Genomic DNA, 17,251 nt, shown 5'->3' on the forward strand with positions numbered 1-17,251 from the left:
TGGCTAATGGCGATTATGATGAAGGAGGTGGACAAGGATGGCATTGACACAAGAACGCAAACAAGAATTGATCGAAGAGCATAAGACACATGCTACGGACACGGGTTCCCCGGAAGTCCAGATCGCTATCCTTACGCAAAACATCAACAATCTGACGACTCACTTTAGGGAGCACAAGAAAGATCATCACTCCCGTCGTGGTTTGCTCAAGATGGTTGGTCAACGTCGTAAGTTGCTAGCATACTTGAAAAACAAAGACGTTAGCCGGTACAGCGCCCTGATCGCGAAATTGGGACTACGCCGTTAATCGTTTTACTCGCAAGAAAGCAACCTGGCTACGCCGGAAGGGGCATAACGCCCTCGCCGGCATCAGGTTGCTTTTTCCCATATTAGGGATATGATTCTCCCGGTGCATGCCTAAGTAATAGGTTGGCAGGAAATAATGGGAATAGTGTCGAATGTACATAAAGTTCGTGATGGGTTCAGCTGTCACAATGAGGAGGGTATTTGTTTGGAACAACGCGTGGAGATGCAGCTTGGAGGCCGTTCATTCGCTCTGGAAACGGGACGATTGGCTAAGCAAGCGAATGGAGCCGTCGTCGTTCGTTACGGCGATACGGTCGTTTTGTCGACCGTAACGGCTTCTAACGAGCCCAAGGACTTGGATTTCTTTCCGCTTACCGTTAACTATGAAGAACGGTTGTATGCGGTCGGTAAAATTCCCGGAGGATTTATTAAACGCGAAGGACGTCCGAGCGAGAAAGCGATTCTGGCCAGCCGTTTGACGGACCGTCCGATTCGCCCGCTATTCTCGGAAGGCTTCCGTAACGACGTTCAGATCGTGAACCTCGTAATGAGCGTAGATCAAGATTGCTCGCCGGAAATCGCGGCTATGATCGGAACGTCGGCGGCTTTGTCGATCTCGAACGTGCCGTTTAACGGACCGGTCGGCGGCGTCATCGTAGGTCGCGTGGACGGACAATTCGTCGTGAACCCGACTCAAGCGCAGGAAGAAGCTTCGGATTTGTACGTAGTCGTAGCCGGAACGCGCGACGCGATCATGATGGTCGAAGCGGAAGCGAACGAAGTGTCCGAGACGGATATGCTCGAAGCGATCATGTTCGGACATGACGAGATCAAGAAAATCGTGGATACGATCGATCAATTGGTAGCCGTAGCCGGTCAACCCAAAATGGCGGTCAAGCTGCACAGCGTAGACGCCGACGTGGAAGCGGAAGTGAAAGCTTACGCGCAAGAACGTTTGGTACAAGCCGTAAGCATCGCCGAGAAGCATGCGCGCCAAGAAGCGATCGACGCGATCAACGGCGAGACGGTCGAGCATTTCGGTAACGTCTATGCCGAGACGCCTAGCAAGCTGAAGGACGTCAAGGAAGTATTGTACGATATCGTCAAGAATGAAGTCCGTCGTCTGATCACGCACGATAAGGTTCGTCCGGACGGTCGGGGATTGGCCGAAATTCGCCCGATCTCCAGCGATACGTCGATTCTTCCGCGTACGCACGGTTCCGGATTGTTCACGCGCGGTCAAACGCAAGCGCTTAGCATCTGTACGCTTGGACCGTTAGGCGAAGTTCAGATTCTGGACGGCATCAGTCCGCAGGAATCGAAACGGTTCATGCATCACTATAACTTCCCGCCGTTTTCCGTCGGGGAAGCTCGTCCGCTTCGTCCGCCAGGACGTCGCGAAATCGGACACGGAGCGCTCGGCGAACGCGCGCTGCTGAAAGTTCTTCCTTCGGAAGTCGAGTTCCCTTACACGATTCGTCTCGTATCCGAAGTATTGGAATCTAACGGTTCGACCTCCCAGGCGAGCATTTGCGCGAGCACGCTAGCCATGATGGATGCGGGCGTACCGATCAAAGCACCTGTTGCCGGCGTGGCGATGGGCTTGATCAAAGACGGCGACCACACTTCGATTTTGACGGACATCCAAGGGATGGAAGATCACTTGGGCGATATGGACTTCAAGGTCGCGGGAACGGCAGCGGGAATTACGGCGATCCAAATGGATATCAAGATCGACGGGATCGACCGTCAGATTCTTACGGAGGCGCTTCAACAAGCGAAAGAAGGCCGCATGTTCATCTTGGGCAAAATGCTCGAGACGATCCAAGAGCCGCGTAAATCGCTTAGCAAATACGCGCCGAAGATCATCTCGCTCAAAATCAATCCGGACAAAATCCGCGACGTTATCGGCTCCGGCGGTAAAATCATCAATAAAATCATTGAAGAAACCGGCGTAAAAATCGATATCGAGCAAGACGGTACCGTCTATATCGCATCTACCGACGAGGCGGCGAACCAAAAAGCCCGCGGTATCATCGAAGGCATCGTGAAGGAAGTCGTCGTCGGCGAAGTGTATACCGGCACGGTCAAGCGGATCGAGAAATTCGGATGTTTCGTGGAAATTCTGCCGAACAAAGACGGCCTGATCCACATTAGCCAGCTTTCCAACGATCGCGTGGCCAAGGTGGAAGACGTCGTGAACATCGGAGACCAGATCACGGTGAAGGTAACTGAGATCGACAACATGGGCCGGGTTAACCTATCCCGCAAAGCGTTGTTGAATTCGGAACAGGTTCCTTCGGTTTAATCCGGGCAACAATCAAATAAGTTGGACGAAAGAGACTCCATTAGGAAGGTCTCTTTTTTCTTTTGTCTTTTTTTGCATAAATCGGCGGCTTCCTTGGGATGCTCACTCATATTGCCCATCATCTTGGCATAGGATGAGGCAGGGAATCGGGACAAGACGGGGTGAGCGGATTGAAGAGGAAAATACCTTCGGGATTAGCGGCAGCGATGATGCTGGTCTTATCGTCGATTTTGTTGGCGGGAACATACGGGCCGCTTAGCGCATACGTACACGCCGTTAAACCTCACGACCAGCCTTCGGTTTCCGCAACGAAAGCGAAATCGGAAGACCAGCTCCTCGGATATATCCAATCCGAGGCCGCGAAGCACAATCAAGCACCGATCGACGCGGTAATCGACCGCGTCTGGAAAGCCGTACCCAGCTACGACGGACGGATCGTCGACGTGCAGGCAACCTATCTTAAAGCGAAGGTCATCGGGGCTGCTCCGGGAGGACGCGGCTTCCCATGGGTTTACCGCGCGGTCAAGCCTCGGATTACCCTGAAGGATCTGCCCGTCGAACCGATCTACCGGGGCAATTCTGCCAAGCCGATGGTCTCTTTTATGATCAACGTTGCTTGGGGGGATGAATACTTGCTTCCGATGCTCGATACTCTGAAAGAGACGGGCGTAAAAGCGACGTTTTTCTTCGATGGAACTTGGCTAGCGAAACATATGGACACGGCCAAGCTGATTATCGCTCAAGGCCACGAAGTCTCCAACCATGCTTATACGCATCCGGACATGAGCAAGTTAGGCGCGGAGCGCCAACGAGAGGAAATCGCAAAGACGGAGGCGTTGCTCGATAAGCTGGGCGTCAATAACGTTTGGTTCGCGCCTCCCTCGGGTTATTTCAACGACAATACCGTTCAAGTCGCTTCCGAGTTCGGTTTAAGAACGGTATTATGGACGCTTGATACGATCGATTGGATGAAACCCGATCCTTCGACCGTTATCGACAAGGTGTCCCGTAAAGTCGCGCCCGGAACGCTCATCCTCATGCACCCGACCCCGGCTTCCCAGAAGGCGTTAAAAGGGATGATCAAGGTGATCAGAGCGAAGGGCTACACGCTCGGTACGGTATCGGATACCCTCTCCTCCGAGCGCTTGGAAGATCGGTTGTGACGGATGTCGTAATTTGATATAGTGGTATCACTGTTCATTAGGCATAATGCGAAGGGGGAAATCGGATGAAAAAATACATACTCAAAAATGGGCTGCGCGTCCTGATCGAATCGATTCCGACCTATCGGTCGGTTGCGTTCGGCATCTGGGTCAAAACCGGTTCCCGTTATGAGGATTTGAATAACAACGGAATCTCCCATTTTATCGAACACATGTTGTTTAAGGGGACGAACCGCCATAGCGCCAAAGATATCGCCGACCGCTTCGACGGTATCGGGGGCAACGTGAACGCGTTCACGTCCAAAGAGTATACTTGCTATTACGCCAAAGTTCTTGATCAGCATCTGCCGATCGCCGTTGATATTTTGTCGGATATGTTTTTCGAATCGCAGATGGCGGATGCCGAACTCGCGAAGGAGAAAAACGTTATCCTCGAAGAAATCTCGATGTACGAGGACACTCCGGACGATACGGTGCACGATCTGGCGACGCGGGCGGCCTACCACGATCATCCGCTCGCCTATTCCATTCTCGGCACGGCCGAACGTCTGAACGCGATGGGCTCCGCCGATTTGCGCGGTTACATGGGCCAGCGTTATCGGATCGACAACACGGTCATCAGCCTCGCGGGCAACGTAGGAGAAGAAGTGCTCGAGCTGTTGGAGAAACACTTCGGAGGTTTCGACGTTACGGGGACGGACGCGGAGTTAGAAGTTCCGAGCTTCCATTCCAAGGCATTGTTTCACCGCAAGAAAACGGAGCAAAACCATCTTTGCCTGACTTTTCCCGGCTTATCGATGAAAGCTCCGAATTTGTACGCGATGATCTTGCTCAACAACTCGATCGGGGGCGGCATGAGCTCCCACCTGTTCCAAGAGGTAAGGGAGAAAAGGGGATTGGCCTACTCGGTGTATTCCTATCATACCTCTTACGCGGATAGCGGGCTGTTTACGGTATACGCGGGAACGGCGCCGAAACAAACCAAGGACGTCTACGACATTACGATGGAACTGTTGAACGATGTCGCCGCCAAGGGTTTGAGCGAAGAGGAGCTGTTTCGCGGCAAGGAACAACTCAAGGGCAACTTGATCCTGAGCTTGGAAAGCACCAGCAGCCGCATGAACCGTCTGGGTAAGAACGAGCTCATGCTCGGTCGCCATTATACGTTGGACGAAATGCTGGAACGGATCGACCGAGTACAATTGGAAGACTTGAACGAAATAATGACCGCAATGATGGCGGAGCCGTGCGCGGTTGCGCTTGTCGGAGCGAACGAGAAGGTTTTGTCGGGAATCGGGAGGGAATTCATTGTATCCAATTCAACTGAAGAGACTGCCGGGGAATGAGGACGTAGCGCTTCCCCGCCAGATGTCGGAATGGGCGGCAGGTTTCGATCTGCACGCGGCGGTCGCCGAGCCATTCGTTCTGGCCCCGGGAGAGCGCGCGCTCATCCCGACGGGCTTCGCGATGGCAATGCCTCGCGAGCTTGAAGCGCAGATCAGACCGCGCAGCGGGTTGGCGTTCAAGCATGGCATTACTTGCTTAAACTCTCCGGGAACGATCGACGCGGACTATCGAGGCGAAGTGAAGGTGTTGCTCATTAACTTGGGCCAACAACCGTTCACGATCGAACGCGGCGAGCGAATCGCCCAGATGGTGTTCCAACGCGTGCCGCAAGTCTCGCTCGAGGAAGTGTCGGAGCTATCCGATACGGTTCGGGGCGAAGGCGGCTTCGGTCATACGGGCAAGTAAACGGCCATTTTACATGTTTTCACGAAGCAACCGGGTTTCCGCGTCAATACGAGCGGACATCTCGGTTGCTTTTTTCTCGATATCCCCTTCGCTCAGGAGTCTGTTTCGCTGACTCTCCCCAGACAATTAGTTGTACTAACTCCAACTACGATGTGCCTCAAGTGCTCTCAGCAGACGGTTTATTTGACTAACTCCAACTACGATGTGCTTCAGGTGCTCTCAGCAGGTGGTTTATTTGACTAACTCCAACTACGATGTTCCACGGGTGCTCTCAGCAGACGGTTTATTTGACTAACTCCAACTACGATGTACCACGGGTGCTCTCAGCAGACGGTTTATTTGACTAACTCCAACTACGATGTACCACGGGTGCTCTCAGCAGACGGTTTATTTGACTAACTCCAACTACAATGTACCTCAGTGCTCCCAACGTATGGATAACTGATTTGACATTCCTACTATCGTGCGCTTTTTCACGATATCCCCTTGGCTCAGGAGGAGGTTTGTTTACCTTCTATTTAAAGAACCTTCTGCAATAGTTTTACCAAGAGAACTGCAGTCAGGAACTACCTGACTGCGGTTTCAATTCAATGGACTTGGATTGTCGTAGTCCTGTTACACCGGACTAGACGGTGAAAATCGAGGTTTTAAAGGGCTCTAGTTAGGTATTACCTAACTGCAAGGTCAAGAATAAGGATTAGGTGAGTTGTAGTTCGGTTTCTCCGGACTAGGGATTTTCCAATTGAGCGAAGGGGATATCGGCAAAAGGAATGCGACGGCCCAGTAACTCCTGAGCGAAGGGGATATCGACGAAGGACGATGAAGGTAAGAGCATCCCGAAGCAAACTGCCTATGGGATAAGGCCACAGCCTATCGTCGGCACCCTGGACTGGGCTTATGCATACGATGTGCTATGTGCGAAAGCTGAAAGGAGGGGGCTAAGATCCTTACGGGAATTCAGATTGTTCTAGCGGGCGGGGATGCTCGGCAGTTGGAAGTCATTCGACGGCTTACGGAATTGGATGCTTCTGTGACGATCGCGGGTTTCGATAGACTGGATACGCCTTTTAGCGGAGTCGTTAAAGCCGAGTGGGTGCCGGAAATTCTAAGCGAAGCGAATGCATTGGTGTTGCCGGCCGTCGGCACCGATGACGAGGGCATCATATCCGCATTGTTCACCGACCAAGAGTTGAAGTTGACGGATGCCCATCTCGCCGCGATCCCCAAAGACTGCAAGGTAATTACGGGCATGGCTAAGCCATTCCTGCGAAAACTGTGCGATAAGCATCACTTGGATCTGATCGAGCTGTTCGAACGGGACGACGTTGCCATCTACAATTCGATTCCGACGGCGGAAGGCGCCCTCATGATGGCGATAGAGAATACGGATATCACGATTCACGGATCGAATTCCATCGTACTCGGCCTTGGAAGAACGGGGTTTACGATGGCTCGAACGCTGCAAGCGTTAGGGGCGCATGTCAAAGTCGGAGTGCGCCGCGACGAGACGTTCGCACGTGCTTTCGAGATGGGTTTCGAGCCTTTCTATATGCCTGATTTAGCGCGTCATGCGGGGAATATCGACTTGATTTTTAATACAATTCCGACTATGATAGTCACAGCACAAGTGATCGCCCAACTTCCCCTGCGCGCATGTATTATCGACCTGGCCTCCAAGCCCGGAGGAACGGATTTCCGTTTCGCCGAGAAGAGAGGAATCAAGGCGTTGCTCGCTCCCGGATTACCCGGGATCGTGGCGCCGAAGACGGCAGGACGAATCATCGCGAACAGTCTAACCCAGATCATTCTGGAAGACGTCCGATTACGGGGGAATCAACCATGAGTTGGCAGGGAATTACCGTCGGATACGCGTTATCCGGATCACATTGCACGCTAGAGGAAGTCATGCCGCAAATCCAGCGGTTCGTGGACGCGGGAGCCAACGTGATTCCTATCGTGTCGTCTACGATCATGACGACGGACACGCGGTTCGGAACGTCAAACCACTGGCAAGATACCTTGCGTTCGATAACCGGCAATAAGATTATATCCTCATTAGTGGATGCAGAGCCTCTTGGCCCTTCCAAGCTTCTGGACGTACTAACGATCGCGCCATGCACCGGCAATACGACGAGCAAATTGGCTAACGCAATGACGGACGGTCCTGTCTTGATGGCCGCGAAAGCGCAAATGCGCAATCAGCGCCCGCTCGTGCTCGCCATATCGACGAACGACGGATTAGGGCTCAACGCAGCGAACATAGCGAAGCTTCTGATCATGAAGAACGTCTATTTCGTGCCTTTCGGCCAAGACAATCCCGTCGCCAAACCGAATTCCCTCGTGGCGAGAATGGACTTAATCCCGGAAACCTGCGAAGCGGCGTTACAAGGCAAACAGTTGCAACCTTTGCTCGTTGAGCGTTTCTTATACGCTTGAGATAAATTTGCATTACGCCGAGGGGAGCAAATCCAAATGTCGACGCAGCAGCTATTTCATGTCGCTGTCGTGGGAGCGACCGGCGCCGTTGGGGTACAAATCAGAAGACTCCTCGAACAACGAAACTTCCCGATAGCCAGTATAAAGCTGCTTTCTTCCGCTCGATCGGCTGGATCTACAGTCCAGTTCAAGGACCAAACGATTACGATTGAAGAAGCAACTCCCGAAAGCTTTCGCGGTATTGATATCGCCTTGTTCAGCGCCGGCGGAGAAGTTAGTAAAGCATTGATCCCGCATGCGGTCGAGCATGGCGCAATATGCATAGATAATACGAACGCTTATCGCATGGATCCGGAAACGCCACTTGTCGTTCCGGAAGTGAATATCGACAAAATCAGCGAACACAAAGGCATTATCGCCAATCCTAACTGCTCCACGATCCAGATGGTCGCCGCATTGAAGCCTATCTACGATCGTTACGGCATTTCCCGGATTATCGTATCTACTTATCAGGCGGTATCCGGCGCCGGCGCTTCCGCCGTTACCGAGATGTTGAGACAGTCAAGCGAAGTGCTTGCGGGGAACGCCGCGAATCCGGCGATTCTACCGGTTTCTTCTTTGCCGGTGAAGCATCAGATCGCTTTTAACGTCATCCCGCAAATCGACAAATTCCAAGACAACGGTTTTACCTTGGAAGAAATGAAGATGATTCGCGAGACGAAAAAAATCATGGATGACGACGAGTTGGAAGTTACGGCGACTTGCGTTCGCGTTCCCGTGGCGTACGGTCACTCTGAATCCGTGTACGTCGAGCTAAAGAAAGATTTCGACGTCAATGAGATTAAGTCGTTATTGTCCGATTCTCAAGGACTCGTGCTCGTCGACGATCCTTCGAATCAGCTGTACCCGCTCGCAACGGATGCGGCAGGCAAGAATGAAACTTTCGTTGGGCGCGTTCGTCGCGATCTCGCGAATCCTCGCGCGTTGAACATGTGGATCGTCTCCGACAATCTGCTTAAAGGCGCCGCATGGAATGCGGTTCAGATTGCCGAGTATATCGCAATTCCTCAGCAATCTTAATTTTCATCCACTTTTTCGCGGTAGCCAATCTTGCTTTTCTTTCCTCATATCCATTCTACGAATGAAGCGGAGGAAGACGAGATGGACCTGATCGTGCAAAAATTCGGAGGGACGTCGCTGTCCGACGAGCAGAGTCGGCGCCACGTCCTCCGTCATATTAACCGCGAGCTTGAAGCGGGGACTCATCTCGTCGTCGTCGTTTCCGCCATGGGCAGGAGCGGCGAGCCTTACGCGACGGATTCCCTGCTTGAGCTCGCGCGTCTAAACGGCGATGCACTGCCGCAGAGAGAAAGGGATTTGTTGCTTTCATGCGGCGAGATTATCTCGGCTACCTTGCTGTGCAGCCTGTTATGCGCGGAAGGGATAGCCGCGGTCGCGTTAACCGGAGGACAGGCAGGCATCTTTACGGATGGACGTTACGGTTCGGCCCGCATTACGGAGATCAAGACCGAACGGTTGAACATGCATTTGTCCGAAGGGAAAGTCGTGATCGTCGCCGGATTTCAAGGCATGACGCCGGATGGCGAGGCGACGACGCTCGGCCGGGGGGGAAGCGATACTTCGGCAACGGCACTCGGGGCCGCCTTGAACGCGAGAATCGTCGACATCTATACGGACGTCGACGGGATATTGACCGCGGATCCTCGGTGGGTGAACGACGCAAGACCGTTGTCGGCGGTTAGCTACGAGGAAATCTGCAACATGGCGCAAAACGGCGCTAAGGTCATCCATCCTAGGGCGGTCGAAATCGCGATGAAAGCCGGCATTCCGGTTCGCGTGCGCTCTACCTTTTCCGACGGGGAAGGAACGCTTGTCACGCATGCGCAGGTGCTTCGTACACAAGGCATTTGGTTCGACAAAACCGTTACGGGACTTGCGCATGTGCGCGGAGTGACGCAATTGGCCGTAATCAACCGCGATGGCCCGGCCGACGTGCAATTGCGCGTCTTTCGCGCGATGGCGTCGCACGGAATTAGCGTCGATTTTATTAACGTGATGCCAACGGGCGTTCATTATACGGTATTGGCGAACGATTCGCAGACCGCGATAGGGCTGCTTCGGGAACTCGGATTCGAGCCTACCGTGCGCGACGGATGCGCTAAAGTGTCCGTCATCGGAGGCGGCATGAACGGGGAACCGGGAGTAATGGCCGTAATCGTGGAAGCGTTGACGAACGCCGGGATCCCGATTCTTCAATCCGCGGATTCGAATACTACTATCTGGGTGCTTATATCCGAACATCAATTGGCTGAGGCGTTGCAGTCTTTACACACCGCATTCGGGCTGCATCTCACGCCGGCCAGGGAAATATAGAGGAGGCAATCGCAATGAGTTTCGGTCGTTTAATTACAGCAATGGTAACTCCTTTCGACGAGCATTTGAATATTGACTGGGAAGCGACGGGACGCTTAATCGATTACTTGATCGACGAGCAGAAGTCCGACAGTCTGGTCGTTTCCGGAACGACCGGAGAATCTCCCACATTAACGGACGACGAGAAAGTCGAGCTCTTCCGCTTCGCGGTTAAACATGCGGCCGGCCGCTGTAAAATCATCGCCGGATCGGGAAGCAACGAAACCGCGCATTCCGTGCACTTGACGAAGAAAGCGGAGGAAGCGGGAGTGGATGGAATCCTGCTGGTCGCACCTTACTACAATAGGCCGACGCAGGAAGGCATTTATCAACACTTCCGGACGATCGCCGAAGCGACTTCGCTTCCCATCATCATTTATAACGTTCCTTCGCGAACCGTCGTAAGTATTTCGACGGAAACGACGCTTCGTTTGGCGCAAATTCCGAACATCGTCGCGACCAAAGAGTGCGCTTCGATGGGCCAGATGACGGAAATCGTCAGCGGCGCGCCTGAAGGCTTCGTGTTGTACAGCGGAGACGATGCGGTAACGCTGCCGGCTCTTTCCGTCGGCGCATACGGGATCATCAGCGTTGCGAGTCATCTTATCGGAGCGCGAATGAAACAATTGATCGGGGCTTATTTGGACGGTCAAGTGAAAGAGGCGCAAGAGTTGAATGCGCAGCTTTACCCGGTATTTAACGGGCTGTTTAATTGTCCGCATCCGGTTCCTAATCCGGTTGCCGTGAAGTACGCGCTCGAACGGCGCGGCTTGTCCGTCGGCGGCGTTCGCTTGCCGCTAGTGCCGGCAACCGATGCGGAAACCCAGTTCCTGCGCAATCTAATCGAAGGCTAGCTTAAGGAAATGTCGTCGGTCGCCCAGTCCCGGATACGAGAACCGACGTCCTACGGCGTCGGTTTTTGTTATGTCGCGAAGCGCGAATCCGTTTGTCCCCGCGGGGAAAGATAATGGGGACGATCTTGTTTTTCCTGAATTGCTTCATGTATAATGGTTGAGAGTGATTGGGTGCGGCTAATAAAATTTTAGCAAATTGAAAATTTCATATCGATCGGGTGCGTCGAATGGATCTAGTAGGAGGTACTAGAAGTGTCAAAGAAAAACAACCAAGATAAATTGCTTATTTTCGCTCTCGGCGGCGTTGGCGAAATCGGAAAGAATATGTATTGCATCCAGTATGGAAACGACATCGTGGTCGTGGACTCTGGATTGAAGTTCCCGGAAGAAGAGATGCTCGGAATCGACGTCGTAATCCCGGATATTAGTTACTTGTTGGAGAATCGCGATAAAGTGCGCGCCATTCTTCTGACGCATGGTCACGAGGACCATATCGGCGGATTGCCTTACGTCTTGAAGCAACTCAACGTTCCGATCTACGGCACGAAGCTTACGTTAGGTCTCGTAGAGAACAAGCTGAAAGAGGCTGGCTTGCTGGGCGATACGAAACGCCATCTGATCAACGAGGATACGGAGTTAACTTTCGGAACGATTAAAGCGAGCTTCTTCCGTACGAACCACAGCATTCCCGACTCCGTCGGAGTCTGCTTGGAAACGCCGGAAGGCAACGTTGTCCACACGGGCGACTTCAAGTTCGACCATACGCCGGTCAACGACCAATTCGCCGATCTGCAGAGGATGGCGGAAATCGGAAGCCGCGGCGTATTAGCCCTGCTGTCCGACAGCACCAATGCGGAGCGCGCAGGTTATACGCCTTCCGAGAGCAACATCGGCAAAGAATTCGAATCGTTGTTCCGATCCGCGAAACAACGCGTCGTCGTTGCCACATTCGCGTCGAACGTACACCGCATTCAACAAGTGATCAACGCGGCCGCGGAAACGCGCCGCAAAATGACGGTTATCGGCAGAAGCATGGTAAACGTCGTCAACATCGCTTCCGAGCTCGGTTACCTGAATATTCCGGAAGGCATGCTGATCGAACCTGAAGAGGTGAACAAGCTTCCCGCGGATCGCGTCGTTATTTTGTCGACGGGTAGCCAAGGCGAGCCGATGTCCGCGCTTACAAGAATGGCTCGTTCTACGCATCGCAAAGTAGACATTCTGCCGGGAGATACCGTCATTATCGCCGCGACTCCGATTCCGGGCAACGAGCGTTATGTCGGTCGGACCGTCGATGAATTGATGCGGTTGGGCGCTTACGTCATTTACGGACCTGGATCCGTATCCGGCGTGCACGTATCCGGTCACGGCAGCCAAGAAGAGCTTAAGCTCATGTTGAACCTGATGCGTCCGGAATATTTCATTCCGATTCACGGCGAATATCGGATGCTTCGCCATCACGGATGGCTTGGAGAGTCCGTAGGCATTCCGAAAGAAAACATCTTCTTGCTCGACAACGGAGATACAGTCGAAATTCAGGGCGGCGTCGCGCGCAAAGCAGGCAAAATTCCTGCCGGCAACGTGTTGATCGACGGACTGGGCGTCGGCGATGTCGGTAATATCGTCCTTCGCGATCGTAAGTTGCTATCGCAAGACGGAATTCTTGTCGTCGTTGTCACGCTCAGCAAACAAGACGGAACGATCATGTCCGGTCCGGACATCATCTCCCGCGGTTTCGTGTACGTCCGCGAATCGGAAGGCCTGCTAGAGGAAGCCAACCGCATCGTAACGAGCACGCTGCACAAACTTATGAACGAGAACGTAAACGAATGGGCTTCGCTGAAGACGAACGTCAAAGACGCGCTCGGTCGTTTCTTGTACGAACAAACGAAAAGAAGACCGATGATCTTGCCGATCATCATGGAAGTGTAACAGCGAATATCCCACACTCATCTAAAACCGTTTCCTACCGCAAAGCCGGGTGGAAACGGTTTTTTATATTGGGATCGGACCGCGCGTTCGAGGATAAAGTGAGGGGGATCGCCCATACTATGTCAAACCGGCATACGATAGGAGGCCTCAACATGACAGAAGCAATCACGTCCGCGTTCGAGAATATCGCTTCAGAACAACCGCCTCAGCCGCCGCAACCGGGACAACCGGGACAGCCGGGTCAGCCCGCGCAACCGCCCCAGACTTTGCCCGGGGATGAAGGACGTAAAATCGCGGCAACTACGGAAGCTGTCGTCCAATTGGGTCAGACGTCCGTCCCTACGGCAGAGAGCAACATTTTCTGCTTAACGATCATCGGACAAATCGAAGGCCATCTCATGCTTCCCCCGCAAAATAAAACGACGAAATACGAGCATGTCATTCCGCAATTAGTCGCTGCCGAGCAGAATGCCAAAGTCGAAGGGCTGCTTATCGTGCTAAATACGGTAGGGGGAGACGTGGAAGCGGGACTTGCGATTGCCGAGATCATCGCGTCCATGACGAAGCCGACCGTCACCATCGTGCTCGGCGGAGGGCATTCGATCGGCGTGCCGATCGCGGTTTCGGCGGATTATTCCCTGATCGCCGAAACCGCGACGATGACGATTCACCCGATCCGCATGAATGGACTTGTCATCGGAGTGCCGCAAACGTTCGAATACTTGGAGAAAATGCAGGAGAGGGTTACGCGGTTCGTTACCCGGCATTCGCGAATATCGGAGGACGTATTCAAGCAATTAATGTTCAAGATGGGAGAGCTTACGCGGGATATCGGTACGACGGTTATCGGCAGCGATGCGGTCAAGCATGGCCTGATCGATGCCGTTGGAGGTCTAGGGGATGCTTTGCGCGAGCTGAATCACCGGATACAAGTCCGCAAAACTAGCGCCGGAGAAGAGGGGCGAGGCGAATGACGCTCTATACGACGATGCCTCTTGAGCTCGTGCTGGGCGGGATTCAAGCCGAGCCCGGACCATTCTTCGAAGTGACGTACCAAGGCGTATCGCTGCAACTGCAACCGGTTGGGCCTGGCATTGGACGAATTGTACGTCTGCTTTATGCGCCGCTCGATTGTTATTTGCAGCCGGAATACGCGCCGGGTCAATTGATCTGTTATCAGCCTTCCGGATCGCTGCCGATCCAAACAGGACAAGCGGACTACGGCATGTAGGACGGGGTTCATCTGCCAACCTCCCGTCAACTGTGGTATAATGTTGAACCGGGAGGTGGCAAATTTGGCCAAGCGCAAAAAGAAACGGCCTTCGTTCGGAACGAGCCTGAAATACGAAGTCTACGGCATCGTGTTGATCACGATTTCCGTCATCGCCATCTCCGGCGAAGCGGCTGTCGGACGCTCGTTATCGAAGCTTTTCGGCTTCCTTCTAGGCAAGCATTATTACCTACTGGCTTTAGCCGGCATATGGGTCGGTTTATACGTGATGGTGAAGAGAAGCTGGCCGAAAGGCTGGACGTCCAGACGATCCGGGTTCGTCCTAGTCTCCCTCGTCGCTACCTTATGGAGCGCGATGGCCGCTATCGACAATAGCTTAGGAATGATCGGCGAAGTTACTTCGTCCAGTATCGTCTCCCAGACGATGTCGCAACTGAAGGAAATGCTCTGGGCAGCTCCGGTCGCAGGAAACGTCAAGGTGTTTAACGTCGACGTAGGGGGCGGAATCGTAGGTGCCCTGCAATATTCGGTGCTGTATTGGTTGTTCGGGTATTACGGCGCCAAATTAGTGCTGATTATCGAGATCGCCATTTCGATCATGCTCGTAACGAACAGATCATACGTTGAAATCGGACGCACGATTCGTCTATTCCTGAAGCGGATGATGCCGGTACTCGCGGCAAGGCTTTCCTCCGGGCGCAGACTGCTTTCGGCAAGGGCGATTCCCGTTACTAGAACGGGCGGCAGGGCGAACCGACCGATCGCGCAACCGGATATCGCAGCCATGCCGACGATTCCGGACGATGACGGCATGGACGAGCCTTCGCTCATTCCGAGCCCGAATCGCAGAAGAACGCCGTTGTTCTTCCAGCTCTTCCATGGTCAGCCCGAGCGGGATTCCAACGCGGCGCAGGAAGACCATTGGGATGACGACGAACCGATTGCTTATAACGGACGCGGGACGACGACTCCGCCCGTGACGAACATTCGCTCGCGGCCATCTGAGCCTCTGCACCAAACATTGCAACCCCGCGTCGTCGACGCGGAGATCGTGGAAGACGACGTCGAGGAAGCCGAACAACCGATCGCTCCTCGGTTTACGGATTTCACCGCTCAAGGGTATCCGGATTACGAATGGGACGAGGATTCGGAGGTCGAGCAGCAGGCGTTGCCTTTAGAGCTCGATTCGGACGTTACCGAAAGCATACATAAGGATCAAACCCCGGAACTCGATGCTGACGCGGACGTGGATGTCGAATTAGATTTGGGAGCTTCCGCGGGAACGTCATCGGAAGCGACGGCGGCCGCAGCGCCTAAGCCGACCCCGCCGCGCAAAGTTCAGAAGCCTTACCGCTTGCCGAACGTGAACTTGCTCGACAAGCCCGCCGGCGGAGGCAAATCGGGCAATCCCGCGGATTATATGAATACCGCACGGAAGCTAGAAGCGACTTTGGAAAGCTTTGGCGTGCGTGCGAAAGTGCTTGACGTGGCAAGAGGGCCTGCCGTTACGCGATACGAACTGCAACCGGACGTCGGCGTTAAAGTAAGCCGGATCGTCAGCTTGACCGATGATATCGCGCTGGCTCTAGCCGCGAAGGACATTCGGATGGAAGCGCCGATTCCGGGCAAAGCCGCGATCGGTATCGAGGTGCCCAACAACGAAGTTAGCGTCGTGACGCTAAGAGAAGTGCTGGAGACTCAACCGTTCCAAGAGTCGGCCGCCAAGCTGACGATCGCTTTCGGTCGGGACATCTCAGGTCAACCGATCGTAGGGAACCTCGCGAGAATGCCGCATTTGCTCGTTGCCGGCGCGACAGGGTCGGGTAAATCGGTATGTATTAACGGTATCATTACGAGCTTGCTCTACAAAGCGAAGCCCGACGAAGTGAAATTCCTCATGATCGACCCTAAGATGGTCGAATTGAACGTCTATAACGGCATTCCGCACTTACTTGCGCCGGTCGTGACGGATCCGAGAAGGGCATCGCTTGCCTTGAAGAAAATCGTAGTGGAGATGGAGAAGCGTTACGAGAAATTCTCGAAATCCGCAACGCGCAACATCGAAGGCTATAACGCTCTTATGATGAGCGGCAACAATCCGGACGCCGTACTTCCGTACATCGTCGTTATCGTCGACGAGTTGGCGGATTTGATGATGGTCGCCGCCGGCGACGTGGAAGACGCGATCTGCCGTCTAGCCCAGATGGCTCGCGCTTCGGGGATCCACTTGATCATCGCGACGCAGCGGCCTTCGGTCGACGTCATTACCGGCGTCATCAAAGCGAACATCCCGAGCCGGATCGCATTCGGCGTTTCTTCCCAGGTCGATTCCCGGACGATCTTGGACATGGTCGGAGCCGAGAAGTTGCTCGGCCGCGGAGACATGCTCTTCCTGCCGATGGGCGCGTCCAAACCGATTCGCGTCCAAGGCGCGTTCCTCTCCGATGGCGAGGTCGAATCCATCGTAGGTTATTGCCGCGGACAAGCTGAGGCGGAGTACATCGAAGATCTCGTGCCGGAAATCGACGAGTCGGGCAACGACGCTGCGGAGGAAATTCTGGACGAGCTGTTCGACCAAGCGGTACAGATCGTGCTCGAAGCGAAGCAAGCCTCCGTTTCCTTGCTTCAGAGGCGCATGAGAATCGGTTACACGCGCGCTGCCCGCTTGATCGACTCGATGGAAGCCAAAGGGGTCGTCGGCCCTTACGAGGGCAGCAAGCCGCGCGAGGTGCTCATGACGATGGAACAATACCATCAGAGGATTCCGTCCTAAAGCCTAATGTAATAGGAAGCCCGTTGCCCCTTTGGGGAGTAACGGGCTTTTTTGCGCGCCATC

Annotated in this window: 14 protein-coding genes; all 14 read left to right on the plus strand. The window is 53.8% G+C overall.

Going from position 1 to position 17,251, the window contains the following annotated elements:
• Positions 1 to 37: 37 nt before the first annotated feature.
• The 14 genes from rpsO (at position 38) to D7Z26_RS10060 (ending at position 17,188) form a co-directional block, all read left to right on the plus strand.
• Positions 38 to 307 (plus strand): 30S ribosomal protein S15, encoded by a 270-nt coding sequence (gene rpsO / locus D7Z26_RS09995; RefSeq protein ID WP_120976316.1) that lies wholly within the window; start codon positions 38 to 40, stop codon positions 305 to 307.
• 204 nt (positions 308 to 511) lie between these two features.
• Positions 512 to 2,614, plus strand: a complete 2,103-nt coding sequence (gene pnp, locus D7Z26_RS10000) for a polyribonucleotide nucleotidyltransferase (RefSeq protein ID WP_120976318.1) — start codon at positions 512 to 514, stop codon at positions 2,612 to 2,614.
• Positions 2,615 to 2,775: 161 nt separating this feature from the next.
• Complete coding sequence (locus D7Z26_RS10005) at positions 2,776 to 3,777, plus strand: polysaccharide deacetylase family protein (RefSeq protein ID WP_407643493.1); 1,002 nt, start codon at positions 2,776 to 2,778, stop codon at positions 3,775 to 3,777.
• Positions 3,778 to 3,842: 65 nt separating this feature from the next.
• On the plus strand, positions 3,843 to 5,123 hold the full coding sequence (locus tag D7Z26_RS10010; protein WP_120976323.1) for a M16 family metallopeptidase: 1,281 nt from the start codon (positions 3,843 to 3,845) through the stop codon (positions 5,121 to 5,123).
• Positions 5,086 to 5,529 carry a dUTP diphosphatase gene (gene dut / locus D7Z26_RS10015; protein WP_120976589.1) on the plus strand — a complete coding sequence of 148 codons (444 nt, stop codon included), beginning with the start codon at positions 5,086 to 5,088 and terminating at the stop codon, positions 5,527 to 5,529. The genes D7Z26_RS10010 and dut overlap by 38 nt, the downstream gene beginning before the upstream one ends.
• A gap of 943 nt (positions 5,530 to 6,472) precedes the next feature.
• On the plus strand, positions 6,473 to 7,372 hold the full coding sequence (dpsA, locus tag D7Z26_RS10020) for a dipicolinate synthase subunit DpsA (RefSeq protein WP_120976324.1): 900 nt from the start codon (positions 6,473 to 6,475) through the stop codon (positions 7,370 to 7,372).
• Positions 7,369 to 7,965, plus strand: a complete 597-nt coding sequence (locus D7Z26_RS10025) for a dipicolinate synthase subunit B (RefSeq protein WP_120976326.1) — start codon at positions 7,369 to 7,371, stop codon at positions 7,963 to 7,965. The genes dpsA and D7Z26_RS10025 overlap by 4 nt, the downstream gene beginning before the upstream one ends.
• Before the next feature lie 36 nt (positions 7,966 to 8,001).
• Positions 8,002 to 9,045 (plus strand): aspartate-semialdehyde dehydrogenase, encoded by a 1,044-nt coding sequence (locus D7Z26_RS10030; RefSeq protein ID WP_120976328.1) that lies wholly within the window; start codon positions 8,002 to 8,004, stop codon positions 9,043 to 9,045.
• Between the two features lie 81 nt (positions 9,046 to 9,126).
• Positions 9,127 to 10,359, plus strand: a complete 1,233-nt coding sequence (dapG, locus tag D7Z26_RS10035; RefSeq protein ID WP_120976330.1) for an aspartate kinase — start codon at positions 9,127 to 9,129, stop codon at positions 10,357 to 10,359.
• 14 nt (positions 10,360 to 10,373) lie between these two features.
• Positions 10,374 to 11,252: a 4-hydroxy-tetrahydrodipicolinate synthase gene (gene dapA / locus D7Z26_RS10040; RefSeq protein WP_120976332.1), complete on the plus strand. Its 879-nt coding sequence runs from the start codon at positions 10,374 to 10,376 to the stop codon at positions 11,250 to 11,252.
• 252 nt (positions 11,253 to 11,504) lie between these two features.
• Entirely contained in the window at positions 11,505 to 13,184 is a 1,680-nt protein-coding gene (locus tag D7Z26_RS10045) for a ribonuclease J (protein WP_120976334.1), read from the plus strand.
• Between the two features lie 152 nt (positions 13,185 to 13,336).
• Complete coding sequence (locus D7Z26_RS10050) at positions 13,337 to 14,158, plus strand: ClpP family protease (protein WP_120976336.1); 822 nt, start codon at positions 13,337 to 13,339, stop codon at positions 14,156 to 14,158.
• Positions 14,155 to 14,415 (plus strand): YlzJ-like family protein, encoded by a 261-nt coding sequence (locus D7Z26_RS10055; protein ID WP_120976338.1) that lies wholly within the window; start codon positions 14,155 to 14,157, stop codon positions 14,413 to 14,415. Before D7Z26_RS10050 ends, D7Z26_RS10055 begins: the two co-directional genes overlap by 4 nt.
• 64 nt (positions 14,416 to 14,479) lie before the next feature.
• Entirely contained in the window at positions 14,480 to 17,188 is a 2,709-nt protein-coding gene (locus tag D7Z26_RS10060; RefSeq protein WP_120976340.1) for an FtsK/SpoIIIE family DNA translocase, read from the plus strand.
• Positions 17,189 to 17,251: the final 63 nt, after the last annotated feature.

Source organism: Cohnella endophytica (genome assembly GCF_003628305.1).
Taxonomy (GTDB): domain Bacteria; phylum Bacillota; class Bacilli; order Paenibacillales; family Paenibacillaceae; genus Cohnella; species Cohnella endophytica.

Excerpts from the sequence above, each read along its gene's own strand:
- dapG (WP_120976330.1), top strand. The coding sequence starts at position 9,127 with ATGGACCTGATCGTGCAAAAATTCGGAGGGACGTCGCTGTCCGACGAG.
- D7Z26_RS10010 (WP_120976323.1), top strand. The coding sequence starts at position 3,843 with ATGAAAAAATACATACTCAAAAATGGGCTGCGCGTCCTGATCGAATCG.
- rpsO (WP_120976316.1), top strand. The coding sequence starts at position 38 with ATGGCATTGACACAAGAACGCAAACAAGAATTGATCGAAGAGCATAAG.
- D7Z26_RS10050 (WP_120976336.1), top strand. The coding sequence starts at position 13,337 with ATGACAGAAGCAATCACGTCCGCGTTCGAGAATATCGCTTCAGAACAA.
- D7Z26_RS10055 (WP_120976338.1), top strand. The coding sequence starts at position 14,155 with ATGACGCTCTATACGACGATGCCTCTTGAGCTCGTGCTGGGCGGGATT.
- D7Z26_RS10030 (WP_120976328.1), top strand. The coding sequence starts at position 8,002 with ATGTCGACGCAGCAGCTATTTCATGTCGCTGTCGTGGGAGCGACCGGC.
- dapA (WP_120976332.1), top strand. The coding sequence starts at position 10,374 with ATGAGTTTCGGTCGTTTAATTACAGCAATGGTAACTCCTTTCGACGAG.
- D7Z26_RS10025 (WP_120976326.1), top strand. The coding sequence starts at position 7,369 with ATGAGTTGGCAGGGAATTACCGTCGGATACGCGTTATCCGGATCACAT.